The sequence below is a fragment of the Pseudomonas sp. FG35 genome (assembly GCF_057809295.1).
On record NZ_JBMDJR010000020.1, the window covers coordinates 59,461 to 83,379 of the forward strand.

Sequence of the window (23,919 nt, forward strand, 5' to 3'; positions counted from 1 at the left end):
CTCTTGTTGATTGTTCTGGCTTCACGTTTGCCCATGACCCTACAGAAAATCCGCCAAGGCATGAAGGACGAAGATGCCTGCGGTTTGCGTCGTACGCGGCCGGCCGATACAGTCCGTCAGACTTTTATCCCACGGACGGAGAGCCCCGCGTGCTTCCAGCCCTTTCCCTGAACCGCTTTCGTCTGCCCGCCCTGACACTGATCGTCAGCGCCATTGCCCTTACGGCCTGCAACGCACCGCCCTCCTCGACCCTGCCAGTGGCACCGGAAGCCGCCTCCGGCTACCGCACCGGCCTGCAAGCCAGCCACGCCGAAAAACACATGGCCGCCGCAGCCAATCCGCTGGCCGCCGAAGCCGGTCGCGAAATGTTGCGTCAGGGTGGTTCCGCCATCGATGCCGCCATCGCGATGCAAGCCGTGTTGACTCTGGTCGAACCGCAGTCCTCGGGGATCGGTGGTGGCGCGATGATCGTGCTGTGGGATGGCAAACAGGTGCGCACCTACGACGGTCGCGAAACCGCACCAGCCGGCGCGACCGAGAAGCTGTTTCTACAGGCAGACGGCAAACCGATGCCGTTCCCGCAGGCGCAGATCGGCGGACGCTCCGTCGGCACGCCGGGCGTGATGCGAGCGCTGGAACTGGCGCACAAAAAGCACGGCCGCTTGCCGTGGGCCAAGCTGTTCGAACCGGCGATCAAACTCGCCGAACAGGGTTTTGCGATCTCCCCGCGCCTGCATTCACTGCTGAAATCCGATCCGGAGATACGCCGCTCGCCGGACATGGCCAGGTATTTTCTGAACAGCGATGGCAGCGTCAAAGCCGTCGGCACTCGCTTGCAGAACCCGGCGCTGGCCGCCGTTCTCAAACGCATCGCCAACGAAGGTGCGGACGCACTGTACAAAGGCCCGATCGCCGAAGAGATCGTGGACAAGGTTCAGGGCCACGCCAACCCCGGTAGCCTGTCGCTGACCGACCTTCAGCACTATCAGGCCAAGGAACGCGCGCCCCTGTGCACCGACTACAAGCGCTGGCAGGTGTGCGGAATGCCGCCACCCTCATCGGGCGGGATTGCGGTGGCGCAGATTCTCGGCACCTTGCAGGCGCTGGAAACCCGCGATCCGCGCCTGTCCCTGACGCCGCTCAAGCCTGTGAAGACCAATAAGCCCGCCGGCATCGAACCTGCACCGCAAGCCGTGCACCTGATCGCCGAAGCCGAGCGTCTGGCCTACGCCGACCGCGCGCAATACGTAGCCGATACGGACTTCGTGCCGGTACCGGTCAAAGGCCTGGTCGATCCGGGTTACCTGGCCAGTCGCGCCAGCCTGATCAGCGAACGCAGCATTGGCAGCGCCAAACCCGGTACACCGCCGGGCATACAGGTTGTCTATGCGCCGGATCGCTCGCCGCTGCGCATTTCCACCTCACAAGTGGTGGCCGTGGATGACTTCGGTGGCGCCGTGTCGATGACGACCACCATCGAAGCAGCGTTCGGCTCGCACCTGATGGTTCAGGGCTTCCTCCTCAACAACCAGATGACCGACTTCTCGTTCATCCCCGAAGAGAACGGCCAGAAAGTCGCCAACCGCGTGGAACCCGGCAAACGCCCGCGCTCATCAATGGCGCCGACCCTGATCTTCGACCGCAACAGCGGCGAGTTCGTCGCCACCGTCGGCTCTCCGGGCGGCTCGCAGATCATCGAGTACGTGGCCAAAACCACGGTCGGCCTGCTCGACTGGAACCTCGACCCGCAAAGCGCCATCAGCCTGCCCAACTTCGGCAGCCGCAACGGCCCCACTGAACTCGAACAGGGCCAGTTCAGCCCGACGCTGATCCAGGCACTCAAGGACAAGGGCCACACCGTCAGCGAAATCGACATGACCAGCGGCACCCAGGCCATCGTGCGGGTCAAGGATGCTGCGGGGAAGGCAACGCTGTCAGGTGGGGCAGATCCTCGGCGCGAAGGAGCAGCGTTGGGGGATTGAATCAACGCTGCCAACTGAAAAAGGCTTACCGAGAGGTAAGCCTTTTTTGTATTGCAACATCCGGCCATGACTTGTCATTCAGCGGCGCTCAAACCTCGAGCATCTTGCCATCCACCGGATCGCCAATGGTCAGGAAATGTCCACCGGCCACATGGTGCAGCGTGCGCAAGGCGTCATGCCCTTCAAAATGCCAGCGTCCATCGCTGAACACCCGCGAATCAGCCTGCGCCGCGATCACCTCGGCCAGGAACAGATCGTACTGTTCATGATTGCGCGGTTCCGGCAGCAACCGGCATTCGAGCCAGGCCACGCAACCGTCCAGCATCGGTGCCTCGACCTGCTCGCCAGCGAAGCTCTGCAAGCCGTACGCCTGGAACTTGTCCTGACCTTGATCGCGATTGATTTCCAGGCCCGAGGTCGAACCGACAGTCTGCACAATGTCGGCCTGATGCACACAAGGAACGTTCAGAACAAAGGTGCCCGACGCCTCGAGCAGTTGCCGGGTCCAGGTGGATTTGTCGAGGACCACCGCGACTTTCGGCGGTTCGAAATCCAGCGGCATGGCCCACGCAGCAGCCATGATGTTGCGCTGCCCGTCATGGGCGGCGCTGACCAGCACGGTCGGCCCGTGATTGAGCAGGCGGTAGGCTTTGTTCAGGGGAACCGGGCGACGGAAGGACTCGCTCATGGGATCTGCTCCGGGAAAAAGAGCCGATTGTAGCGGGATAAAAACAACGAAGGGATTGCCGTGGGCAATCCCTTCGCCTGGCAGGCATCAGTTGGATAGCTGGTTGGCGAACTGGCCGACTGCATCCACCACTTTCTGCGCACCGTCCTGGATCTCGACGATCACCGTACCGGCCTCCGCCGCCAGCGCCAGCCCTTGTTCGGCCTGTTGCTTGCCGTCGGTCATCAGGGCCACGGCGTTGCGCGCCATGTCCTGGTTCTGGCGAACCACGCCGACGATTTCCTCGGTCGCCTGGCTGGTGCGCGAAGCCAGTTGCCGCACTTCGTCAGCCACCACCGCAAACCCGCGCCCCTGTTCACCGGCGCGAGCGGCTTCGATGGCGGCGTTAAGTGCCAGCAGGTTGGTCTGTTCGGCAATGCCGCTGATGGTCTTGACGATGGTGCCGATCACCTGGGATTGCTCGTTCAGCGCCTCGATGCCTTCGCCGGCGGTCTGCATGTGCTTCGACAGATCGCGCATCACGTTGACCGCTTCGGTCACCACACGGGTGCCACGCTGGGCGGTGCTGTCGGTTTGCAGGGACGTGCTGTAGGCGATATTGGCGGCATCGGCGACGGCTTGCTCCTGATTGACCTGATCGGTAATCACCGTGGCGAACTTCACCACTTTGTAGAGTTTTTCGTTGGCGTCGAGCACCGGGTTGTAGGACGCCTCCAGCCAGACCGTCCGGCCATGGCTGTCGACTCGCTTAAAACGGCCGGCAACGAATTCGCCGTTATTCAGGCGACGCCAGAAGTTCTGGTACTCGGCGCTGTTGTACTCCTCCGGCTCGCAGAACTGGCGGTGATGTTTGCCCTTGATCTGCGCCAGGCTGTAACCCATGCCCTGCAGGAACCGGTCGTTGGCACTCAGTACGTTGCCGCTGAGGTCGAACTCGATCACGGCGGTCGAACGCACCAGTGCGCCGATCAGGTTTTCGTGTTCGCGCGAGGCCTCGATGGTGCGGGTCAGGTCGCTGGAGAAAATCGAGAAGTGCTTGATCCGGCCATCCGACGAGCGAATCGGCTGCACGATCGAACGCAGCCACGCCTCTTCGCCATTGCCGCGGGAAAGGCGAACGGCGCCGGCAAAATGCTCGCCACGGGTCAGAGCGGCCTTGAAGCGGTGATGAAATTCGTCGGATTTCACATGGGCCGGCACGATGTCTTCGATGGCGCGGCCAATCAGGTCGTGGCTCTTGTAGAGCATTTCGCTGAGGAAGTTCTGGTTGACCGACTGAATCCGTCCGTCGGGCTCAAGGGTGAGCACCAGCATCTCGCTTTCCAGGCTCTCCTTCACTTGCAGAAGGCTGGAGAGTTCTTCACGAAGAGCCGCCAGCTCTTGCTTCAGGCGTTTGTTGAACATGGGAAAGCACCGATGGACTGGATGGATAGCGGGTATGCAGCCTAGCCATCGGCCTTGGAAATCTTTTCTGAAGAGCGCGCGAGGCTTGTCCTACAAAAATAGTTAAGCCTCGACAACTCAGGCGGTGCCGGCCACCGGACACGGCTCCGCGCGCGGCATCCGCGAGCCGAAATACGCTGCACTGACGACGCCCACCGCGCCCATCACCGCGCAGAACATCACGCAGATCCACGGGCTCCATGGCATCAGACCGATCAGCAGCAACGGCGTGACACTGGCCCAGGCGGCGTAGGCAATGTTGTAGGTGAAGGAGATCCCGGAAACGCGGATCCGCGCCGGGAACAGGCTGACCATCACTGACGGCACCGCACCGACCACGCCACAGCACAGCCCGGCGATGGCGTAGGCCAGACCGATCCAGTCCCCGCCGCTGATCAGGCAGGTGTAAAGCAGGCCGATCCCCAGTGGCAGCAACAGACTGTAGAGCATGACCGTGCGCCAGGCGCCGATGCGATCGACCAGCCGTCCGGCGATCACGCAGCCGATGTTCAGGAAAACAATGCCCAGCGCGCTCAACGCAAAAGTATGGCCGGCGGTCATGCCGAAGGTTTTCTGCATCATGGTCGGGGTAATGACCACGAACACCACTACCGCCGAGGTCAGTACGCAGGTCAGCAGCATCGCCGGCAACATGGCCAGTCGATGATCGCGCAGCACGGTGCGCAGCGGGAGTTCGACCCGCGCCTCGCGCTGCGCTTCCATGGCCATGAAAACAGGAGTTTCGCTCAACCAGCGACGCAACCAGACGCCGATCACACCGAACACCCCACCGAGCAGGAACGGATAACGCCAGGCGTAATCGAGCACTTCGGCCGGGGTGAACACTTGCGCCAGGAAAGTCGCGGTCAATGCGCCGATCAGATAACCGAAGGTCAGCCCGGCCTGCAGAAAGCCCAGGGCATAACCGCGATGCCCGGCCGGCGCGTGCTCGGCCACGAACACCCAGGCGCTCGGCACTTCACCGCCCACTGCCGCGCCTTGCAGGATGCGCAACGCCAACAACAACAATGGTGCGAAATAGCCGATCTGCGCGTAGGTCGGCATGATCCCGATCAGCAGGCACGGCAGCGCCATCATCAGGATGCTCAGGCTGAAGACTTTCTTGCGCCCCAACCGGTCGGCGAAATGCGCCATCAGGATCCCGCCCAGCGGGCGCGCCAGATAGCCGGTGACGAAGATCCCGAAGCTTTGCAGCAGGCGCAGCCACTCGGGCATTTCCGGCGGGAAGAACAACTGGCTGAGGGTCAGGGCGAAGAACACGAAAATGATGAAATCGTAGATCTCCAGCGCCCCGCCCAGGGCCGCAAGGCCGAGGGTCTTGTAGTCGGAACGGCTGAACGGCGCCGGTCGGGCAGTGGAATGGGCAGTCATGGTAAAGAACTCTGGCAGGCAAAAAACCAAGGCGCCCATGGTCTACGCAAACGGGCCGCCGGACAACCCGTTAGACCATAGTCTGATTCAGCAAAACACGGTCACAAAAATCCGCCGGTTGATTTACTGTTGGCAGCTGTCCAGACGGGCCGGCCAGGCCCCGAAGACCACAATAAACATAAAAATCCGAGGTACTCCCGTGGCCGTTGATATCGAAGATAGCCGCTCTGCGCGCTTTGCCTTGCGCTGTTCAAGTTTCGCCGAACGCTGGTTTCCCGACTCCTGGGTGTTCGCCGCACTGGCGGTGATCATCGTCGCGCTGGCGACCCTGGCCATGGGCGCCAAACCCACCGACGCCGCCATGGCGTTCGGGGACGGATTCTGGAGCCTGATCCCGTTCACCATGCAGATGGCGTTCGTGGTGATCGGTGGTTATGTCGTGGCCAGTTCGCCGCCCGCCGTGAAACTGATCGATCGCCTGGCGCGGATCCCGAAGAACGGTCGCTCTGCCGTGGCGTGGGTCGCGCTGATCTCGATGGTCGCGTCCTTGCTCAACTGGGGCCTGTCGCTGGTGTTCGGCGGTCTGCTGGTTCGCGCCCTCGCCCGCCGCACCGATCTGAAAATGGACTATCGCGCCGCCGGTGCCGCCGCCTACCTTGGCCTCGGCGCCGTGTGGGCACTGGGACTGTCGTCGTCCGCCGCGCAGTTGCAGGCCAACCCGGCCAGCCTGCCGCCGTCGATCCTGTCGATCACCGGGGTGATTCCGTTCACCCAGACGATTTTCCTCTGGCAGTCGGGCGTGATGCTGCTGGCGCTGATCGTGATTTCGATCATCATCGCCTACGCCACCGCGCCCGGCCCGAACTCGGCGCGTGACGCCAAGGCCTGCGGCATCGACCCGGCCTTCAACCTGCCACCGCTGCAACCGCGCACCCGCCCTGGCGAATGGCTGGAACACAGCCCGCTGCTGATCATCCTGCTGGTGCTGCTGGCGGCCGGATGGCTGTTCCACGAGTTTTCGACCAAACCTGCGATCACCGCGATTTCCGGGCTCAACACCTACAACTTCCTGTTCATCATGCTCGGCGCGTTGCTGCACTGGCGCCCGCGCAGTTTCCTCGATGCGGTGTCGCGCGCCGTGCCGACCACCACCGGGGTACTGATCCAGTTCCCGCTGTACGGCTCGATTGCCGCGCTGATGACCACGGTCAAGGGCACCGACGCCCAGACCCTGGCCCATCACATCTCGACGTTCTTCGTAAGCATCGCTTCCCACGACACCTATGCGTTGCTGATGGGTGTGTACTCGGCGATTCTCGGTTTCTTCATTCCGTCCGGCGGCGGCAAATGGATCATCGAGGCGCCGTACGTAATGCAGGTGGCCAACGATCTCAACTATCACCTCGGCTGGGCGGTGCAGATCTACAACGCCGCAGAAGCCCTGCCGAATCTGATCAACCCGTTCTACATGCTGCCGCTGCTGGGCGTGCTGGGGCTCAAGGCGCGGGATCTGATCGGTTTTTCGTTCGTGCAATTACTGGTGCACACGCCGCTGGTATTGGTGCTGCTGTGGGCTCTGGGTACGACGCTGTCGTATCTGCCGCCCGTCATGCCCTAAACGATGTCTACAGGGCGCCGGCTCTGGCGCCCTGTCTTTCCCATCGACAAAATCGCCCCGAACGATCCCTCCTGCGGCTGCCTGTCGCAAATAATGGCTCAGAGCCATCATCTTTCTTTACCGCGCCACTGCCTCGGTAATATTCTTGCGCGCCCCATATCTGTTTCATTTTTTGTCTGAGCGCAAAGGGAGTTCGTTGCAATGATCGTCGGGATTGACCTGGGAACCACCAACAGCCTTGTTGCCGTATGGCGCGGCGATGCCACTGAGTTGGTGCCTAACGCCCTGGGGCAGTTCCTGACACCCAGCGTGGTGGGCCTGGACGATCAGGGCCGGATTCTGGTCGGGCAAGCTGCCCGCGAACGCCTGCACACTCATCCGCGTCTGACCGCGTCGCTGTTCAAGCGTCATATGGGCAGTGCGACGGAGGTCTACCTCGGGGATAAAAAATTCCGTCCTGAAGAGCTGTCGGCGCTGGTACTCAAGAGTCTGAAAGAAGACGTCGAGCGCACCTACGGCCAGACCGTCACGGAAGCCGTGATCAGCGTTCCGGCGTATTTCAGCGACGCCCAGCGCAAGGCCACGCGCATCGCCGGTGAGCTGGCGGGCCTGAAAGTCGAAAAGTTGATCAACGAACCCACCGCCGCCGCACTCGCCTACGGACTGCACCAACGGGACAAGGAAACTTCGTTCCTGGTGTTCGACCTGGGCGGCGGTACGTTCGACGTGTCGATTCTCGAACTCTTCGAAGGCGTCATGGAAGTGCGCGCCAGCGCCGGTGACAACTTCCTCGGCGGCGAGGATTTCGACAACGTGCTGCTCGAGCACTTTATCGATCAGCATCGCAACGTATCGGATTTCCCCGAGCGCTCGACCATCCTCCAGCCGCTGCGCCGCGAAGCCGAGCGTGTACGCCGCGCACTGGGCCAGGACGCCAGCGCCGAATTCAGATTGCAGGTCGGCGAAAAGCAATGGACCCAGACCATCACTCAGGCGCAAATGGCGACGCTGTACATGCCGTTGCTCGAACGCCTGCGCGCGCCGATCGAACGGGCCCTGCGCGACGCACGCATCCGCGTCAGCGACCTCGATGAAATCCTGCTGGTCGGCGGCACCACCCGCATGCCGCTGGTGCGCAAACTGGCTGCCGGGCTGTTCGGCCGCTTCCCGTCGATCAGCCTCGATCCGGATCAAGTGGTCGCTCAGGGCGCGGCGATTCAGGCGGCGCTCAAGGCCCGTTCGGCCGCGCTGGAAGAAGTGGTGCTCACCGATGTCTGCTCCTACACCCTGGGGATCGAGACCTCCACTCAGGTCGGTCGCCAGTATGAAAGCGGTCATTACCTGCCGATCATCGAGCGCAACAGCATCGTCCCGGTCAGCCGGGTGAAAACCGTGCAGACCCTTCACGACAATCAGGAACAGGTCGTCGTGAAAATCTTTCAGGGTGAAAGCCGTCTGGTCAAAGACAACGTGGCGCTCGGCCAACTGGACATCAAGGTGCCCAAGCGCAAGGCCGGCGAAGTCGAGCTGGATGTGCGCTTCACCTACGACAACAACGGCCTGCTCGAAGCCCAGGTCAGCATTCCTCTGACCGGTCAGCAGCATTCGCTGGTCATCGAGAACAACCCCGGCGTGCTGACGCCCGAGGAAATCCAGCAGCGTCTGCAAGCCCTGGCGCAACTGAAGATCCATCCGCGCGAGCAGCAAGTGAACACCCTGCTCAGTGCACGGCTGGAACGTCTGTATCAGGAAAGCCTGGGCGACCTGCGCGATCAGATCGGCTATTGGGCCAAGCAATTCCAGCAGGCGCTGGACTCCCAGGACGAGCGGCAGATCCGTGAAACCCGTACCGAACTGAGCAAGCAATTGAGCGCCCTCGACCGCAGCCCCTGGCAGTAAGGAAGCACGACATGGAATGCTGGTCCGTCCTGCAACTGCCCGAAGACGCCGGGCTGCGCGATATCAAGCGCAGCTATGCGCGTCTGCTGAAAGTCTTTCGGCCCGATGAAGATGCCGCAGGCTTCCAGCGCCTGCGCGAGGCTTATGAACGCGCACTGTCGATTGCCCAGTGGCGCCTTGAAAACGAAGAGACCGAAGAGCACGACGACGTCATGCTGGCCCCGGGGATCGCCGCGCTGGCGGTACAAGAGCAGTCCATGGCCCAGCCACTGCAGAAGACCGGGACCGATGCGCGGGATTACCCTGCGGCGCTGTTCGAACCGGTGGCCCCGGCCGCGCCCGAAGCACCGCTCGAGTCGCAGACCTTGCGGGTACAACCCCTGAATCCGGAGCCTCTTAACCTGGAGCCCGAGCAGCCGACTGCCGACCCGGCCGTTGAAGCCGCGTCGCAATTGCTGGACGGCCTCTCGGACACCAATCTGGACCAGCGCTGGGAGCAAGCGTGCCAGCAGGACTGTGCGCAAGCGTTCCAGACCCTGTTGCTGACGTTGTGCTTCGATCAGCCCGCCCTGCGCCTTTCGATTGCCCGTTGGGCGGTACAGCACCTGGGTTGGCTGGGCCCATGGCAGGAGATCGTCATCGGCGACCGGCAGCGCATCATTCTCGCCAACGAGTTGCTGGCGGATTACCGACAATCGCTGGAAACGCTGCTCGCATCGCAAAACGAGCGCGAATTTCTCGCGCTGCTCAAGACTTACACGGCCCAACCCTGGCTCCAGGTGTTCGACCGTCGGGAACACTGGCAGCAGATCATCCTGCAACTGCTGCAGGACACGGAGTGGAGCGTGCCGCTGTTCGACCGCGTCTCCCAATTGTTTGGTTGGGACGACACCAAGGGCATCCATCCGCAACCGGACTGGCTCTGGCAGGAGATGATCGAGCGCTGCAATCAGGAAAGCCTCTACGACAATCTGTGCGCCCGGGCCGAAGATCAGCGCAACGGGTCGCCCGATGCGCTGGCCGCACGGATGCTGATCAGCCCGATGAAGCCGCGGCAACAGAAAGACATGACCGACCGCTTCATTCCGGCGGACTGGCAGGCCTGCCAGCAGTTGTCGGAAACCCTCAAGTGGCGCTTCCCCGACCTGCTCGCCCGCCTGCCGTACGCCGACGTCTTCTACTGGCGACGCTTTCTGCCGCGCTACATCGCCGCCGAAACCTGGATGCAGTCATGGGCGGCGATCGCGCTGGCGCTGTGGCTGTTCTATCTGCCCGCCGAGCACAAAACTACGGCGATGAGCATCGTCATTCCCCTGGCCTTCGCCTGCGTTCCTGTCTGGTTTTTCCGGATCGGCTTGAGTTATTGGTTTCTGATCAGCGCCCATTTGATCGTTCAGGATCTGTGGTTGACCGAAAGGATCATTCCACGCCGATGGAACCCTGATACCCGCTGGCTTGTGCTGCGCCATGGCGTGCCGCAAGCCGTCATGATCCTGCTGTTCTCGGTCATGCTCGGCGGCCTGGGAGCCTTCACCTACATCGGCGTCATCGTGATCGGGCTTTGGCACAAGCGGCGCATCGGTACGCTCGACCCGGAATTCAGTGACAAACACCCTTGGCTGACCGCCCTGCACTGGGCGCACTTCAGCCCGTTACAACTGCTGTTTCTGGTGTTCATGACCGGGGTGATTCTTGCGAGTCAGCTTGGTTATTCGCTGAAACACCTGTTCCCCGGCTAGGCTAGACGCGGGCCGGATAGCCCTTCCACCAAGGTTTTACCCTCGCTGAAAAGGATCTGAGCATGTTGAAACTCGCAGGCCTCACCCTCGCGGCGCTCACGTTGAGCGCCGCCGCCCACGCCGATGTCGACCTGAAACTGGGCAGCACCGAACGCGTCACCCGCCTCTTCGCCTACCCCAACAATTGCAGCGTGATCTGCTTTCGCAACTGGACGCTGGAGCAGACCGTCGCCCATTACCTGAGCCAGAGCGTGCAGCGTGACGGCTACACCAACGCCAAGGTGCTGGTGAAAAACGACAACGATCAGCTCTATGCCGAAATCAGCGGCGTACCACAGGGCTACGACAAACCGCTGACCGCGCTGCTGGACGCCGGCGACCTGGCCTACACCGGCGCCAGCAAGCTCAACGCCGACGGCAAATGGGCGTACAGCTGGTATCTGTTCCTGCCACTGGGCATGGCCCTGGAAAACCGCAAGAGTGTCGAGCTGCTGCACTTCCCGCCGGATTACTCGCTGACCCAGGCCCAGGATTACCTGCGCTCGAACACTACCGACCGCTGGGCCGCGCTGCTGACCGACAATGGCATTCCCGCCGACCAGACGCCGGCCTACCAGACCATCATCGACATCGCCCCGATCGCCGCGCCCGCCAGCGCCGGCAAGGATCTGGAAGGCGTGTACGACTACTTCAAGGATTACCAGACCACCATGGTCAGGCAGGTCAGCCAGAACGCCAGCGGCACCGTGCTGCCGATGGTTGCCTTTGGTGCGCCGGTGCGTAACTGGATCAAGCAGCAATACGGTGCGACCGTGAATGTACTGGGCCTGGCGACCATCAGCCCGAGCGCGGGGGTGAACGTACCGGTGCTGGGTTCCAACCACCCGAGCTACATCTGGTACGCCGCCGACCCGAGCAACTACACCGGCGACGATGCCCAGGCCAAGGCCGATGCGGCCGGTCTGAAGGTGATGGGACAAGACTTGAGCGCTGCCTGCTGGCAGGCCGGAATGGGCAGCAAACCGGGCACCGATCCGAAGACACTGCTCAACAGTTGCACCCAGACCTGGCAAGTGACGCAGAAAGCCAAGACCTGCGAGCTGTTCTACACCACGATCCGCAACGAGACCGTGGCACAGGCGGACAAAACCTGTTCGACCGCACCGGTCAAATCCCAGCTGCAACAGCTGAAAAGTCCATTGCCGGACATGGCCGTGCCCGCCGCCCACCTCTGAACGAACGTGCGACGTTCCCGTGTCAGCCTCGGCTGACTCGGGAAAGCGTCTATTTCGCCTGTCAGATCTGACAGTAGACCGCTAGTGTGATTTACGGGATCTTGGATCCAATCAATCGTGTTGCAGGACTGACAGGACGTCAGCCGAGGGATGTCGCGACACCGAATCCAACAGGGATCGTTATGAACACTTACGCACTACCGGGTAAAGCGGCACGCGATACCGAGGGCATTTATCCTTTTGCCGGACTCCCTGTGCGCCTGGGATTTCCGTCAAAACAGGATTTCGAGATTGTTCACGATCCCGACGGCGTGGCCACCGCTGTCATAGCGTGCCGGGCATTCATGCGCATCACCCGAATGTGCCGGGTTTCAGGCCAGTTGCTGCCCTATCGCTGCCGGCAGACCCGGCAATTGCTGGCCGGCATCCATCTTTACGATCCGCGCTTTTGCGGCGCGTTCGAGCATTGTTGCGACCCGAACACCTTTCTCGACATGAGCGAATTATGGGTATGGGCCCTACGTGACATTGTGGAGGGTGAAAGGCTGACCATTGATTACACCGCCACCGAAGACAAACTGCTGCGGCAGTTCGCCTGCGGTTGCGGGTCCTCGCGCTGCCGCGGGTGGATCACCGGTTACGACGAATCACCCAATCTTGAAGGCCAGCGCTATTTGCTCAGCTGGCGGCGACAAGGTTTACGCTGAACGACCGGTCAAGGCGCGCCGACCGGACGCAAGCGGTACTGCGGCGGTAATTGCTCGAAACCGCTGATCGTGGTGTTCAGGCTCTTCCAGCGACCATCCTTGATGCCGTAGATGCAACCGTGGATCGACAGGCTCTGCCCGCGATGCCAGGCGTTCTGGATGATGCTGGTGTGGGCGACGTTGGCCACTTGCTGAATCACGTTGAGCTCGCACAGACGATCGACCTGTTCTTCTTCGGTCGGCAGCCTGGCCAGTTCTTCGCGTTTCTCGTAGTACAGGTCACGGATCGAACGCAGCCAGCCATCGATCAGGCCGAACTGACGATCCTGCATCGACGCCCGCACACCGCCGCAGCCGTAGTGTCCGGTCACCAGGATATGTTTGACCTTGAGCACGTCCACTGCGTACTGGATCACCGACAGGCAGTTGAGGTCGGTGTGCAGCACCACGTTGGCGACGTTGCGGTGAACGAACAGATCGCCCGGCAGCATGCCGACGATTTCATTGGCCGGCACCCGTGCGTCGGAGCAGCCGATCCACAGATATTCAGGCGTCTGCTGACGGGCCAGCTTGGCGAAGAAATCCGGGTCTTCCTTGGTGATCGCGTCAGCCCAACGCTCGTTGTTATCAATCAGGTCTTGTAAGTCATGCATGCTGTAAGGCCTCAAGAAAGATGCGCTGGTATGACAGTCGACCGCCCGTCGGGGTCACGCACGGATCGCTGGTGATTTGCTTTGAATTCTCGCGCGCCCGGTGAGTCCACCTCAGTAAGGCCCACAGTATGAGGAATTGCCATGACTGATTCACGACGTCCCTTCGATGCGGTGCAACCGGAGCCCATCGATGATAACGAAGACCGCATGGGGTCGGTGCACGAGCTGGATTTCGACGATGAAGAGCCCAGTGCGAAGATCGGCGATGAACTGCCTGAACGCGAGCGCGAACAGTTGATGCCACGCGAGCGCGTGCGCGAAGCCGGTTTGACTGGGGCATCGACCGCCGATCATGAGCCTACCGACGACGACCTTAGCCCGGAAACCCTGATCCGTGAGGACGGTGCCCGGGATGCTCGGGAACTCGGTGAAGGCAATCAGGCCGATTGGGATTTGAGCGTGGTCGACGGCAACGACATCGGCGGCGGCAACGGGCTGGATGAAGCGGAACTGGCGCGCCGCGATCCGCTGGATCGCAAGCGCTGAGGACACCTGCCGCGATCAGTCGACGAGCGTGCAGGCCATGACCACGGCATCTTCACGCCCGCCGACCGCCGGGTAGTAATCCCGGCGCCGGCCGATCTCGTTGAAGCCATAGCGCTCGTACAAGCGAAAGGCCGAGGTGTTGCTGTCGCGCACTTCCAGAAAGCATTCCCGGGCATCGGCGGCGTAGGCGCGGGACATCAGGTATTCGAGCAGGGTCAGCCCCAGCCCGCGCCCCTGGTTTTCCGGCTTGACCGTGATGTTGAGCAGGTGCGCCTCATCGAGAATGATCTGCACCACCCCGTGGCCCACCTGCTGCTCTCCTTCGAACATCAGCCAGATCTGGTACTTGCCCAGGCCGTCGAGAAAAATCCCGCGGGTCCACGGATGGCTGTACGCGGCGAATTCAATCTTCAGCACGGCGTCCAGATCCGCCTCGGTCATCGGGCGAAACGATACAGCGTCACTCATTCGATTCTTTCCAGCGCGCCATCAGCCGACGCATGGCTTGCCACACGGCGGCCTTGCGCTGTGGCTCATCCATCAACAATTCCAGCCCCGGCACGGCCCACGCCAGGCCAAGACCCTCGATTTGCAATTCAGTGTTGAACGCTTCGGCATCCGCTTCACCGGCAAAGCGCACCGCCGGCAGGCCGATCAGCCACAGGCAGGCGCACGGCGCCGCCTCCATCTGCACCGACAGGAATCCCTGGACGAAATCCCGGGCCGCTTCAGGGCCCTGATCCATCGTGCCGCGGTTCAGCCACGGCCAGCGCACCGGCTCACCGACAATCTGCGGCGCGTCCGGCAGACCGGCGGCGCGCAGCATGTCCTTGAGCAACAGATAGGCAGGATCGCGGGACTGGAAGGCTTCGCCTGTGGGTAACTCCACCAGCAGCAGGCAACGGCCGGCGCGCAGCAATTGCAGGGCAAAACGTGGTGGCGGCACCGGTGCCGGCTTGGCCACCACGGGTGTTTCGTCGACTTCTTCGACCGGTTTGGCGCCCGTGCGGGTGCTGGCCAGCGAAGGTCGCGGAACTTCGATTTTCGGCCGTTCGACCGGACGCGTGGCCGGCTGCTCCGGCGCTTCGGCCGGGATGGCCGGGATCACCGGCGCGGCAATCTCGGGCTCGGGCATGTCCAGCAGCTCGGGCCGCGACGGCGCGGCAAAGGGCAATTCGGTGCGCGGCAGCCAGTTGACCACCTGCATGGCGTTCAAATAGGCGCGGCGGCGGGACTCGATTAGCAAGGGTCGGCCACTTGTGGATAACTGAAGTGCGCTGATTCTACCGCCCTTCGCTCAAGATCGCGCGCTGTTGATCGATAGTCTTGACCGATAGCTTGACGCAAAGAAAAGCGACAGCCCGTCCCGAGAGTGAATCGCATCCTTCGTGATGCAGTACAATCGCGGCTTTTAATCGCCAACCAGCCGGCCATTCCGATGATCGAACCCAAGCGCGTCTTGCGCGCCCTCGCTGAACACTGGGCACTTCTGGAGCCACTGTGCGAGCACTTCGACCAGGGCACCCTGAGCCTCAACGAACTGCGCACGCAACTGGCCGCCCAGCAACTGGACAGCACGCCGCAGGACATCACCAGCCTGCTCGACGTGTGGATCCGTCTCGACATTCTGGTTCCCGTGGCGAAAAGCCCGAACCGTTTCGAGCTCAATGCGCAGATCCACGACTTCCTCGCCTACCTGCGCCGCGAGCACCGTCTGGGCCTGTGCCTGGAGATCGAAGCCTATCTGCGTCACCTCGAGCGTCTGGCCGGTTATATCCAGGATGCGTTCGACGTCCGTGACGGCAATGATCTGGCGCGCCAGCTGCGCCTGCTCGACATGCGCGTGCGCGACGTGCTGAAGAAACTCGACAACGACGAACAGGCGCTGGTGGCCGTGGCCGAGCGGGCCAAGACCAGCGACCGGCAGATTCCGCTGCGTCAGCGTTACGCCGAAGTACTGGCGACGTGGGACGAATACGTCGAGCCGATGATCGATCTGGTGAACGCCGACGGCGCTTTCGAGCAAGGCGTGCGCAAGGTCGAAACCGTATTGCTGAAAATGCTCAGCGAACAGCAGCGCCTCGGCCATCTGGTCGATGACGACATGCTGCTGCGCACCCACGCGCGCATCCTCGAAATGCAGACCAGTGCCCAGCTGACCCTGCGTCACGCCCGGGAATTGCTGCTGCCGCTGCGTGAAGAAGCCCGCCGGCACAACGCCGTGACCCGTGGTGCTGCGCTGGCCCTCGCCGCGATCCGCCGCAAAGGCATTGACGCGGTGCCACAAGCGGCGATGCCACTGTTCACCCGGCCGCAAAGCACCTTTCTCGGCAGCGCCAGTCAGGTCGAAGCCTACGTCTACGCCCTGGCCCGGTTCGAGCCGAAACCGGCGCGTTTCCCCAAGGCGCACAAATCGCAGAAGACCGGCGATGCCCCGCGTGCCCCGCGCACCGTGCGCGAGATGGTCGACCGCTGCGAAGAATCCCTGCCGATGCCGGACCTGATGACCTGGCTGCTGGAGCAGGAGCCGGACGGCGCGACCGACGAATTGCTTTACTGGTTCTCGCGCCTGTCGCGGGAAAAACGCTTCAAGCGCGAGCGTCTGGAACGCCGCGAATACCACACTCACGAGCACCAGGTCAGCCTGCGCTCCTTCGCCCTGCTCTCGGCCGGCGATACCGCCGCCGAGGATTCTGCGAGCATCCCCAATGCATCTTGATCTATCCGAACTGTCTCAGCTGGCGCCGATCTTTCGCGAGCTGTTCAAGGGCTACCACGTCAGCCGTCGCGACCCGGAGCTGTACGCGCAACTGTCGAACTTCCAGGACCAGTACCGCACGCTGTTCAAGGCGCTGGGCTTCGAACTGGTCTGCGACACCCGTGGTTTCTACTACTTCGTGCCGGACATGGCCGCAGCGGCGGTGAACAAGACCGCTCAGCGCCTGGCGCTGTTCACTTTCATCCTGGTCGAGCATCTGGCCGATCAGGGCCGCGACCCGATCGCCGTGCTCGACGGCGGCAGCCTCGGCCGTGAAGAACTGCCGTCGCTGCTGGAAAAGTACCGCGACCTGTTCATCCAGGCCGAAGTGCAGACCGTCGAAGAACTCGAAGAAAAAATCATGCGCCGCATGACCCAGCTCGGTTTCGCCAGCGAGGAAAACGGCGTGTACCGTTTCCTGCCGCCGATGCACCGATTCCTCGACGTCTGCCTGTCGGTCCAGCAGGACCGTGATCTGGCGGCCAGCGTGCACAGTGTTCTGCCGCTGCCGGCACCGGTGCTGATCGACGAAGAAGCCGAGGCCAAATTCCTCGCCACCGACGACCCGCTCGATCTCAGCGAATTTGAGGAAGAGAGCGAAGAAGACGCACTGGCCCGAGCCATTGCCGAAGAACAGGAGTCCGACGCATGAGCCAGGAACGCTACGGCATCCGCCGCTTTGCCCTTTTGAACACCGCCGGTTACAGCCTTGGCCTGTTCCCGCTGGAAGAACCGCTGTCGGTCTACGGCGCGAACAACCTCGGTAAATCCGCCTCGATCAACGCCTTGCAGTTCCCGATCCTGGCGCGCATGTCGGACATGAGCTTCGGCAAGTACAGCCTGGAGCAATCCCGGCGTTTCTACTTTGCCTCCGACACCAGCTACATCCTCGTCGAAGTGAACCTGCCTCATGGCCCGCACGTGATCGGCGTGGTCGGTCGCGGCCCGGGTGGCGGTTTCGGTCACCAGTTCTTTGCCTACGCCGGCAAGCTCGATCTGGCGCACTACCAGAAAAACGACACCTGCCTGCGGCAGAAAGAGCTGTTCAGCAACCTTGAGAAAGAAGGCCTGAAAGCCTACGAACTCAAGCCGGATGAGCTGCGTCGCTTGCTGGTTGGCGGTCACACGTCGATCCCGCTGGATCTGACCTTGATCCCACTGCGCTCCACCAGCGAGCAGAGCCTGAAGACTTTCCGTGCGCTGTTCATCAACCTGCTGCACATGCGCGAAATCACCGCAGCCAAGCTCAAGCAGCTGTTCCTCGATGCCTTCGAACACAGCCTGCGTTCCGGCAGCGTCGATTACATCGCGGCGTGCGAAGAAGCCTTCCGCGACGTGCGGCGCATGGAACAGGACTACAACTCGCTGGTCGCTGCCGGCCCGTTGGTCGAAGCCTTGGCCAACGGCGTGAAACAGCGCGATGTACTGCGCGGCAAACTGCATCGCCTGTCGCCACTGCTCGACTCTTTGCTCGGCACCTGGTCGGACTACGCCACGGCGCGCAAGGAAGAGCTGACCATCCAGGCCGAGCACTACCGTCGCGAGCAGGACGATCTGCAAAACGATCAGCGCGGTGGCACCCAGGAACTCATGCGTCTGGAGCGGGAAATCTCCGGTATCCAGCGCTGGCTCGGCGAGTTGTCCGTTCTGAAGAACCGCTTCGCCCTGGTCGATGACGTCAAAGTGCTGGAGCAGCAACTGCTGGCGGCCAAGGACGCTCACGACGAACTGGCCGGTGCGCTGGCGCAGTCCCGTCAATTCAGTGCCGAGGATCTCGAAGAACGTCTTCGCGATCTGGAAAAACGCCTGAAGTCGGTGAAGCAGCAACTCGATCACGCCGACAACAACAGCTACGCCCGCCTGCGCGAAGAGTTCTCGCAACAGGACGTCGAGCGCCTGATGCGCCTGTTCAACAGCGCGCTGTTCAGCCTGCCGCTGGGCGAACACGGCATCACCCTCGACGAGAACGGCGAGTGGGTGAAATCGGTGGAGCTGATCCTCGACGGCTTCAAGGGCGAGCGTTTCGAAGTGCCGGGCCTGTCGATCGACATCTCGCACATCGAGCCTCCGGCTCTGCAAGCGCTGGCCGACCGTGCCGCGTTGCGCGATCAGAAAGAGCGTCTGGAAAAAGAGCTCAAGCAACTCAAGACCCAGCAAGCGGTGGCCGCCGACCGCGCCGCGAGCAAGACCCAGACCGAAGCGCTGTATCAGCAGGTGCTGGATGCGCAGAAGGCGCTGGAAGACTTCCGTCGCACCCAGACCCTGAGCGCCGAAGAAGGCGACAAGCTCGAGCAACTGGCGCAGATGGAAGCCGCGCAGGACGAACTCAAGCGCTCCAGCGATGCGTTCACCGAGCGCGTCCAGCAACTGTCGGCCAAGCTGCAACTGGTCGGCCGGCAGATCGCCGACATGGAAGCCAAGCAGCGCACGCTCGACGATGCCCTGCGTCGCCGTCAGTTGCTGCCGGCGGACCTGCCGTTCGGTACGCCGTTCATGGATCCGGTCGACGATTCGATGGACAACCTGCTGCCGCTGCTCAACGACTATCAGGACAGCTGGCAAGGCCTGCTGCGTGCCGACGGGCAGATCGAAGCGTTGTACGCGCAGGTGCGCCTCAAAGGCGTGGCCAAGTTCGACAGCGAAGACGATATGGAGCGCCGTCTGTCGTTGCTGATCAACGCTTACGCGCACCGCACCGACGAAGCCCTGACCCTGGGCAAGGCCCGTCGCGCAGCCGTGACCGATATCGCGCGGACCCTGCGCAACATCCGCAGCGACTACGACAGCCTCGAGCACCAACTGGCGCTGTTCAACCGCGAGATCAACAAGCGTCAGGTGTCCAACCTGCAGAGCTTCCGTATCGTGCTCGCACCGAACAAGGAAGCGCTCAAGCACATCGACCAGATCATCCACAGCGCCGGTCAGTACGAAGAAGGCGAAACCCTGTCGGTGTTCGACCTGAACCAAAGTGCGGAACAGGACAACAAGAACGAAGAGGCCAAGGAATACCTGGCGCGGCTGGTGGCGGCGAACCACAACCAGCTCGGCCTCAAGGACCTGTTCGAACTGGCGTTCGAGATCACCAAGGTCAACGGCCAGCCGGTGATCCACACCGACATCGATGGCGCGGCGTCCAACGGCACGACGATGACCATCAAGGCGCTGACCAACATGTACTTGTTGCTGCACTTGATGGATCGCGACCTGGCCGGTCGCGTGCGCCTGCCGTACTACCTCGACGAGGCAGCAGACATCGACGAGAAAAACCAGGCCGCACTGCTGGAAACCAGCCTGCAACTGGGCTTCGTGCCGATTCTGGCGAGCGTGAAGCCGCAGGTGTGCGCCAGTGTCGCCATCGACCTGGAAGGCGGCAGCGGGCCGGCCGGCATCTACATCGACGAAGCGGACTGGAAGTACATCCGTCGTCACGATGTGGTGAAGGCCACGATCAACGTCGAAGCTGACGAGCCGGAGCTGGATGCGGTTTGATACGTAACTGACGGGCACAAAAAAGGGCCGCGATCCAATGGATCGTGGCCCTTTTTCATGGGCTCTGGATTATTTGCCGAGGGGAATTTTCGGTGCCCAGTTCAGCCACTCTTCTTCAAACTTGTCAAACAGCGGGAAGGTTTGTTCGGCACGGGCTGGGTTGCCCATCTTCTCGCCGTCCGGGGTGGCAAAAGCGATGCCGCCCTGAATCGCTGTTTCAAGCGACTCCGTGCGTACGGTTACGCCTTTGAACAGGCCGATGTCGAAACCGACGCCGCTGGTGTTCCAGAAGCGACTGCCGCTGCGCACCAGTGGAGCGTATTTCGGTTCGATCAGGATGTGCACCAGTACGCGATCCGCTGTCTGGCCCAGTTCGTAGCCGGTGACTTTGCCCACGGTGATTTCGCGGTAGGTGACCGGCACACCCGGCTTCAGCGAACCGCGACGGGCAGCGCTCAATACCAGACTCAAGCCAGCCTCTTGCTTGGTGACTTCCGGCGGATTGGCCAGGGCCACGAAGTTCTTCTGCGGGCCGAGGTTCTTGGCCGCCGGTTGCACTTCGATGTACTGGCCGGTGACCAGGGTCTCCAGGTTCGAGGTCTTGATCAGACCCAATTCCGGTTTGACCACCCAGAACTGGCTGCCGACCCGTGCGATCTTCTCCGGCACTTCGGTGATGCGCGCGGTGAGGATCACCGATTGCAGATCATCGGTCAGGTCGACGCTTTCGATCTTGCCAACGTCCAGGCCTTTGAAGCGAACCGGGGTGCCGCTGCGCAGTCCGTCCGCGCGATCGACCTTGATGGTGACGACGGCGCCTTTCTGATTCGCTTCATCATGGCTGGCGAACAGACGGAAGCGCGGAATGCGTTTTTGCAGCGGTGCCTTGGCTTGCGGGGTTTCGAAGGCGATGCCGCCGGCCATCAGGGTCTGCAGCGATTCACTCTTGACCTGAATCCCACCGGTCAAACCGCCGGTCAGCGTGACGCCGCTGACGTTCCAGAACCGGGTCGAGGCGTTGACCAGGTTTTCGTATTCCTTCTCGATGTGGACGCCGATCACCAGTTGCTTGCGGGTCTTGGAGAACTGATAACTCTGCACCGAACCGACCTTGACCTGCTTGTAGAGGATCGGGCTGCCGACATCGATCGAGCCAAGGGTATCGGTAAACAACACCAGGTGCAGGCCGGGTGCGCGCAGATCCAGCGGCGGCGCTTTGGGCCGGGCTTCGAATTCACGCTGTGGCGCACCACCCTTGTCACCCGGGCGTACGGCGATGTAGTTACCTTTTACCAACGCTTCCAGACCGGTGATGCCGGCCAGGGAGATCGATGGTTTGACCACCCAGAATTGCGTGCCGGTGACCAGATAGTCTTCAGCCAGCGGGTCGAGAGTCAGTTCGGCGGTGGCGCTGGACAGGTCAGGATCGATTTTCAGCGCTTTCAGGTTACCGACCTGAATGCCCTTGTACATCACTGGAGTGCGCCCGGCTTGGAGGCCCTCGAAATCGCTGAGTTTGACCTTTACACGGATACCGGCGGCGGCCGCATCGAAGTCTTCGTAGAGACGGAACGGCAGGCTTGGATCGGTGGGCGGGCTGTCCTTGCGGTTCTCCGGCGTAGCGAAGGCGATACCGCCGGCGACGATGCTGGCCAGGGATTCGCTGCGCACTTTCACCCCGGACAGGTTGGCGTCGATGCTGATGCCGCTGGCGTTCCAGAAACGGGTGTGTTTGCGCACCAGTTTGGCGTAGGTCGGTTCGATGAACACCTTGAGTTCGACGGTGCTCTGGTCTTCCGACAGCACGTAACTTTTGATCTGACCCACTTTGATCTGCTTGTAGAACACTGGGCTGCCGCGATTCAACGAACCGAGGCGATCGGCCTTGATCGTCAGGTGCAGGCCGGGCTTGGAGTCCGATAGCGGTGGCTCTTCGGCCAGGGCCTTGAACTTGCGGGTCGGCTCGCCTTCGCCGGGGCTGATGGCGACGTAGTTACCCGATACCAGGGTCTCCAGGCCGGTGATCCCGGCCAGGGTCACGCTTGGCTTGACCAGCCAGAAACGGGTGCTGGTCTTCAGGTACTGATCGACATCCTTGTTCATCTCGATGGTCGCGATGACACCTTTGGAGTTGCCTTCATCATCGAGCTTGAGGGCTTTCACCTTGCCGACCGGCATGCCTTTGTAGACCACCTCGGTCTTGTTGGCCTGAATGCCTTCACCGCTTTCAAACCGCACCTGAATCTCGATGCCGGTTTCGTTATAGGCACGCCAGCCGAGCCAGCCGCCGATAATCAGAGCGATCAGGGGCAGCACCCAGATGGCAGACCAGTTCGAAGCCGGTCGGGTTTTCGCTACAGGCAAATCAGTCATGGTCGGCGTCCGACTCCGTGTTATCCCAAATCAGTCGGGGATCGAAAGTGACAGCGGCGAGCATCGTCAGAATCACCACACTGGCGAAGGCGATGGCGCCAAGATTGGCTTCGACACTGGCAAGCCGGCCGAAGTTGACGACCGCCACCAGAATGGCGATCACAAAAATATCGAGCATCGACCAGCGGCCGATGAACTCGATGAAGCGGTACATCCAGATCCGCTGACGGGCGGACAAGGGCTGGCGGCGCTGCACGGAAAACAGCAGCAGCGCGATGCCCACCAGCTTGAACGTCGGCACCAGGATGCTGGCGATGAACACCACGGCGGCAATCGGAATCATGCCGTGCTGCACCAGCTGGATGACGCCGGACATGATCGTGCTCGGATCACCCTGCCCCAGTGAGCTGACGGTCATGATCGGCAGTACGTTGGCCGGGATGTAGATAATCGCGGCCGTGATCAACAGCGCCCAGGTTCGCGCAAGGCTGTTGGGCCGCCGGGCGTGAACCAGCGCACCGCATCGGGTGCAGGTCTGCACATCGCTGTCTGCATCCTGCCTGTTCAGTTCGTGGCATTCGGTACAGATCAGAATGCCCGCATCAATCGCCCGCATGGGCATCTTCTCCTGATAACGCCTGCCAGATCTGGTGCGGTGACATCACCACTTCGAGCCAGACCTGAACCAGTAACAAGCCGATGAAACATGCCAGACCGAGGCCCACGGTGATAGCCGCCATGTCCGCCAGTTTGACGATCGCGACCAGGACGCCCATGAGGTAGACCTCGAGCATGCCCCAGTCTTTGAGGTGGTGATAAATGCGGTAGAGCAGCAGGCCATAACTGCGTCCGATGTTGAAACGGATCGTCAGCAACACGATCAACTGACACAACAGTTTCAACAGTGGAATCGCCATGCTGCAAAGGAATACGACAACCGAAACACCGCGCATATCGGTGTTGAACAGGCCGATCACACCGCTCCAGACCGTGTCCTGCGACGATTGCCCGAGAACATTGAGCTGCATGATGGGTAAAAAGTTCGCCGGTACATAGAGCAACAGCGCGGCAATGACCAGGGCAAGACTGCGCTGCACCACGTTATGACGATGAGCGTAGAGTTCGTAACCGCAGCGTGGGCAGAGGGCTTTTTCGCCGTGAGCAAGCTTGGGCTTGCGCATCAGCAGATCGCACTCATGACAGGCCACCAAGTCATCCAGCGGTAAATCTGACAGCCCTGGGGCGTCAACCGAATCTGACATAAGGGCTCTGGCTCCGAAAAAGTTGGGATCTATTCTAGTGTTCTGATTCGAAAATAACTGTGCAAATTTGTTCGCTGACGCGAGCAAAAACTTTCCTGCGGGCAAAACAAAACCCCAACTGCTTTCGCAATTGGG

Annotated in this window: 19 protein-coding genes and 1 pseudogene; 10 read left to right on the forward strand and 10 right to left on the reverse strand. The window is 61.7% G+C overall.

The window, feature by feature from the left end:
• Positions 1-149 precede the first annotated feature (149 nt).
• Entirely contained in the window at positions 150-1,982 is a 1,833-nt protein-coding gene (gene ggt, locus ACODTD_RS26690) for a gamma-glutamyltransferase (RefSeq protein ID WP_489105370.1), read from the forward strand.
• An 88-nt stretch (positions 1,983-2,070) separates the two neighbouring features.
• Here ggt and ACODTD_RS26695 read toward each other — a convergent pair whose 3' ends face one another.
• The 4 genes and pseudogenes from ACODTD_RS26695 to ACODTD_RS26710 form a co-directional block, all read right to left on the reverse strand.
• The gene (locus ACODTD_RS26695) at positions 2,071-2,670 is read right to left on the reverse strand and encodes a flavin reductase family protein (RefSeq protein WP_221616159.1); all 600 of its coding nucleotides are present in this window, start codon (positions 2,668-2,670) and stop codon (positions 2,071-2,073) included.
• A gap of 87 nt (positions 2,671-2,757) precedes the next feature.
• Positions 2,758-3,189 carry a methyl-accepting chemotaxis protein gene (locus ACODTD_RS26700; RefSeq protein WP_236676451.1) on the reverse strand — a complete coding sequence of 144 codons (432 nt, stop codon included), beginning with the start codon at positions 3,187-3,189 and terminating at the stop codon, positions 2,758-2,760.
• Positions 3,190-3,345: 156 nt separating this feature from the next.
• Positions 3,346-4,074, reverse strand: a pseudogene (locus ACODTD_RS26705) (PAS domain-containing protein); the annotation flags it as partial.
• Between the two features lie 117 nt (positions 4,075-4,191).
• Positions 4,192-5,505 carry an MFS transporter gene (locus ACODTD_RS26710; protein ID WP_041475428.1) on the reverse strand — a complete coding sequence of 438 codons (1,314 nt, stop codon included), beginning with the start codon at positions 5,503-5,505 and terminating at the stop codon, positions 4,192-4,194.
• 199 nt (positions 5,506-5,704) lie between these two features.
• Here ACODTD_RS26710 and ACODTD_RS26715 point away from each other — a divergent pair, with 199 nt between their 5' ends.
• The 5 genes from ACODTD_RS26715 (at position 5,705) to ACODTD_RS26735 (ending at position 12,703) form a co-directional block, all read left to right on the forward strand.
• Positions 5,705-7,123, forward strand: a complete 1,419-nt coding sequence (locus ACODTD_RS26715) for a short-chain fatty acid transporter (RefSeq protein ID WP_007951749.1) — start codon at positions 5,705-5,707, stop codon at positions 7,121-7,123.
• A 201-nt stretch (positions 7,124-7,324) separates the two neighbouring features.
• On the forward strand, positions 7,325-9,022 hold the full coding sequence (locus ACODTD_RS26720; protein WP_011335938.1) for a molecular chaperone HscC: 1,698 nt from the start codon (positions 7,325-7,327) through the stop codon (positions 9,020-9,022).
• A gap of 11 nt (positions 9,023-9,033) precedes the next feature.
• Positions 9,034-10,761, forward strand: coding sequence for a J domain-containing protein (locus ACODTD_RS26725; protein ID WP_489105371.1), 1,728 nt, complete (start codon positions 9,034-9,036; stop codon positions 10,759-10,761).
• A gap of 62 nt (positions 10,762-10,823) precedes the next feature.
• A complete protein-coding gene (locus ACODTD_RS26730; RefSeq protein ID WP_489105372.1) occupies positions 10,824-11,996 on the forward strand; it encodes a hypothetical protein in 1,173 nt (390 codons plus the stop codon).
• Between the two features lie 182 nt (positions 11,997-12,178).
• Entirely contained in the window at positions 12,179-12,703 is a 525-nt protein-coding gene (locus tag ACODTD_RS26735; protein WP_041475429.1) for an SET domain-containing protein-lysine N-methyltransferase, read from the forward strand.
• Between the two features lie 8 nt (positions 12,704-12,711).
• Here ACODTD_RS26735 and can read toward each other — a convergent pair whose 3' ends face one another.
• Positions 12,712-13,356 carry a carbonate dehydratase gene (gene can / locus ACODTD_RS26740; RefSeq protein WP_011335942.1) on the reverse strand — a complete coding sequence of 215 codons (645 nt, stop codon included), beginning with the start codon at positions 13,354-13,356 and terminating at the stop codon, positions 12,712-12,714.
• Positions 13,357-13,497: 141 nt separating this feature from the next.
• Between can and ACODTD_RS26745 the strand changes: the two genes are divergently transcribed.
• On the forward strand, positions 13,498-13,902 hold the full coding sequence (locus ACODTD_RS26745; protein WP_011335943.1) for a hypothetical protein: 405 nt from the start codon (positions 13,498-13,500) through the stop codon (positions 13,900-13,902).
• Positions 13,903-13,917: 15 nt separating this feature from the next.
• Here ACODTD_RS26745 and rimI read toward each other — a convergent pair whose 3' ends face one another.
• Both rimI and ACODTD_RS26755 read right to left on the reverse strand, forming a co-directional pair.
• Positions 13,918-14,370: a ribosomal protein S18-alanine N-acetyltransferase gene (gene rimI / locus ACODTD_RS26750; RefSeq protein ID WP_007951758.1), complete on the reverse strand. Its 453-nt coding sequence runs from the start codon at positions 14,368-14,370 to the stop codon at positions 13,918-13,920.
• Positions 14,363-15,109, reverse strand: a complete 747-nt coding sequence (locus ACODTD_RS26755) for an energy transducer TonB (protein ID WP_201816546.1) — start codon at positions 15,107-15,109, stop codon at positions 14,363-14,365. Before ACODTD_RS26755 ends, rimI begins: the two co-directional genes overlap by 8 nt.
• Positions 15,110-15,340: 231 nt before the next feature.
• Between ACODTD_RS26755 and mksB the strand changes: the two genes are divergently transcribed.
• From mksB to mksF, 3 genes are read left to right on the forward strand one after another with little or no spacing between them, the layout of a single operon-like run.
• The gene (gene mksB, locus ACODTD_RS26760; protein WP_162803847.1) at positions 15,341-16,621 is read left to right on the forward strand and encodes an Mks condensin complex protein MksB; all 1,281 of its coding nucleotides are present in this window, start codon (positions 15,341-15,343) and stop codon (positions 16,619-16,621) included.
• Entirely contained in the window at positions 16,611-17,312 is a 702-nt protein-coding gene (mksE, locus tag ACODTD_RS26765) for an Mks condensin complex protein MksE (RefSeq protein ID WP_011335946.1), read from the forward strand. Before mksB ends, mksE begins: the two co-directional genes overlap by 11 nt.
• Positions 17,309-20,149: an Mks condensin complex protein MksF gene (gene mksF / locus ACODTD_RS26770; protein ID WP_221616155.1), complete on the forward strand. Its 2,841-nt coding sequence runs from the start codon at positions 17,309-17,311 to the stop codon at positions 20,147-20,149. Before mksE ends, mksF begins: the two co-directional genes overlap by 4 nt.
• A gap of 69 nt (positions 20,150-20,218) precedes the next feature.
• Here mksF and ACODTD_RS26775 read toward each other — a convergent pair whose 3' ends face one another.
• From ACODTD_RS26775 to ACODTD_RS26785, 3 genes are read right to left on the reverse strand one after another with little or no spacing between them, the layout of a single operon-like run.
• Positions 20,219-22,522 carry a PqiB family protein gene (locus tag ACODTD_RS26775; RefSeq protein WP_489105373.1) on the reverse strand — a complete coding sequence of 768 codons (2,304 nt, stop codon included), beginning with the start codon at positions 22,520-22,522 and terminating at the stop codon, positions 20,219-20,221.
• Positions 22,515-23,138, reverse strand: a complete 624-nt coding sequence (locus ACODTD_RS26780) for a paraquat-inducible protein A (protein WP_011335949.1) — start codon at positions 23,136-23,138, stop codon at positions 22,515-22,517. Before ACODTD_RS26780 ends, ACODTD_RS26775 begins: the two co-directional genes overlap by 8 nt.
• On the reverse strand, positions 23,125-23,784 hold the full coding sequence (locus ACODTD_RS26785) for a paraquat-inducible protein A (RefSeq protein WP_007951772.1): 660 nt from the start codon (positions 23,782-23,784) through the stop codon (positions 23,125-23,127). Before ACODTD_RS26785 ends, ACODTD_RS26780 begins: the two co-directional genes overlap by 14 nt.
• Positions 23,785-23,919 lie beyond the last annotated feature (135 nt).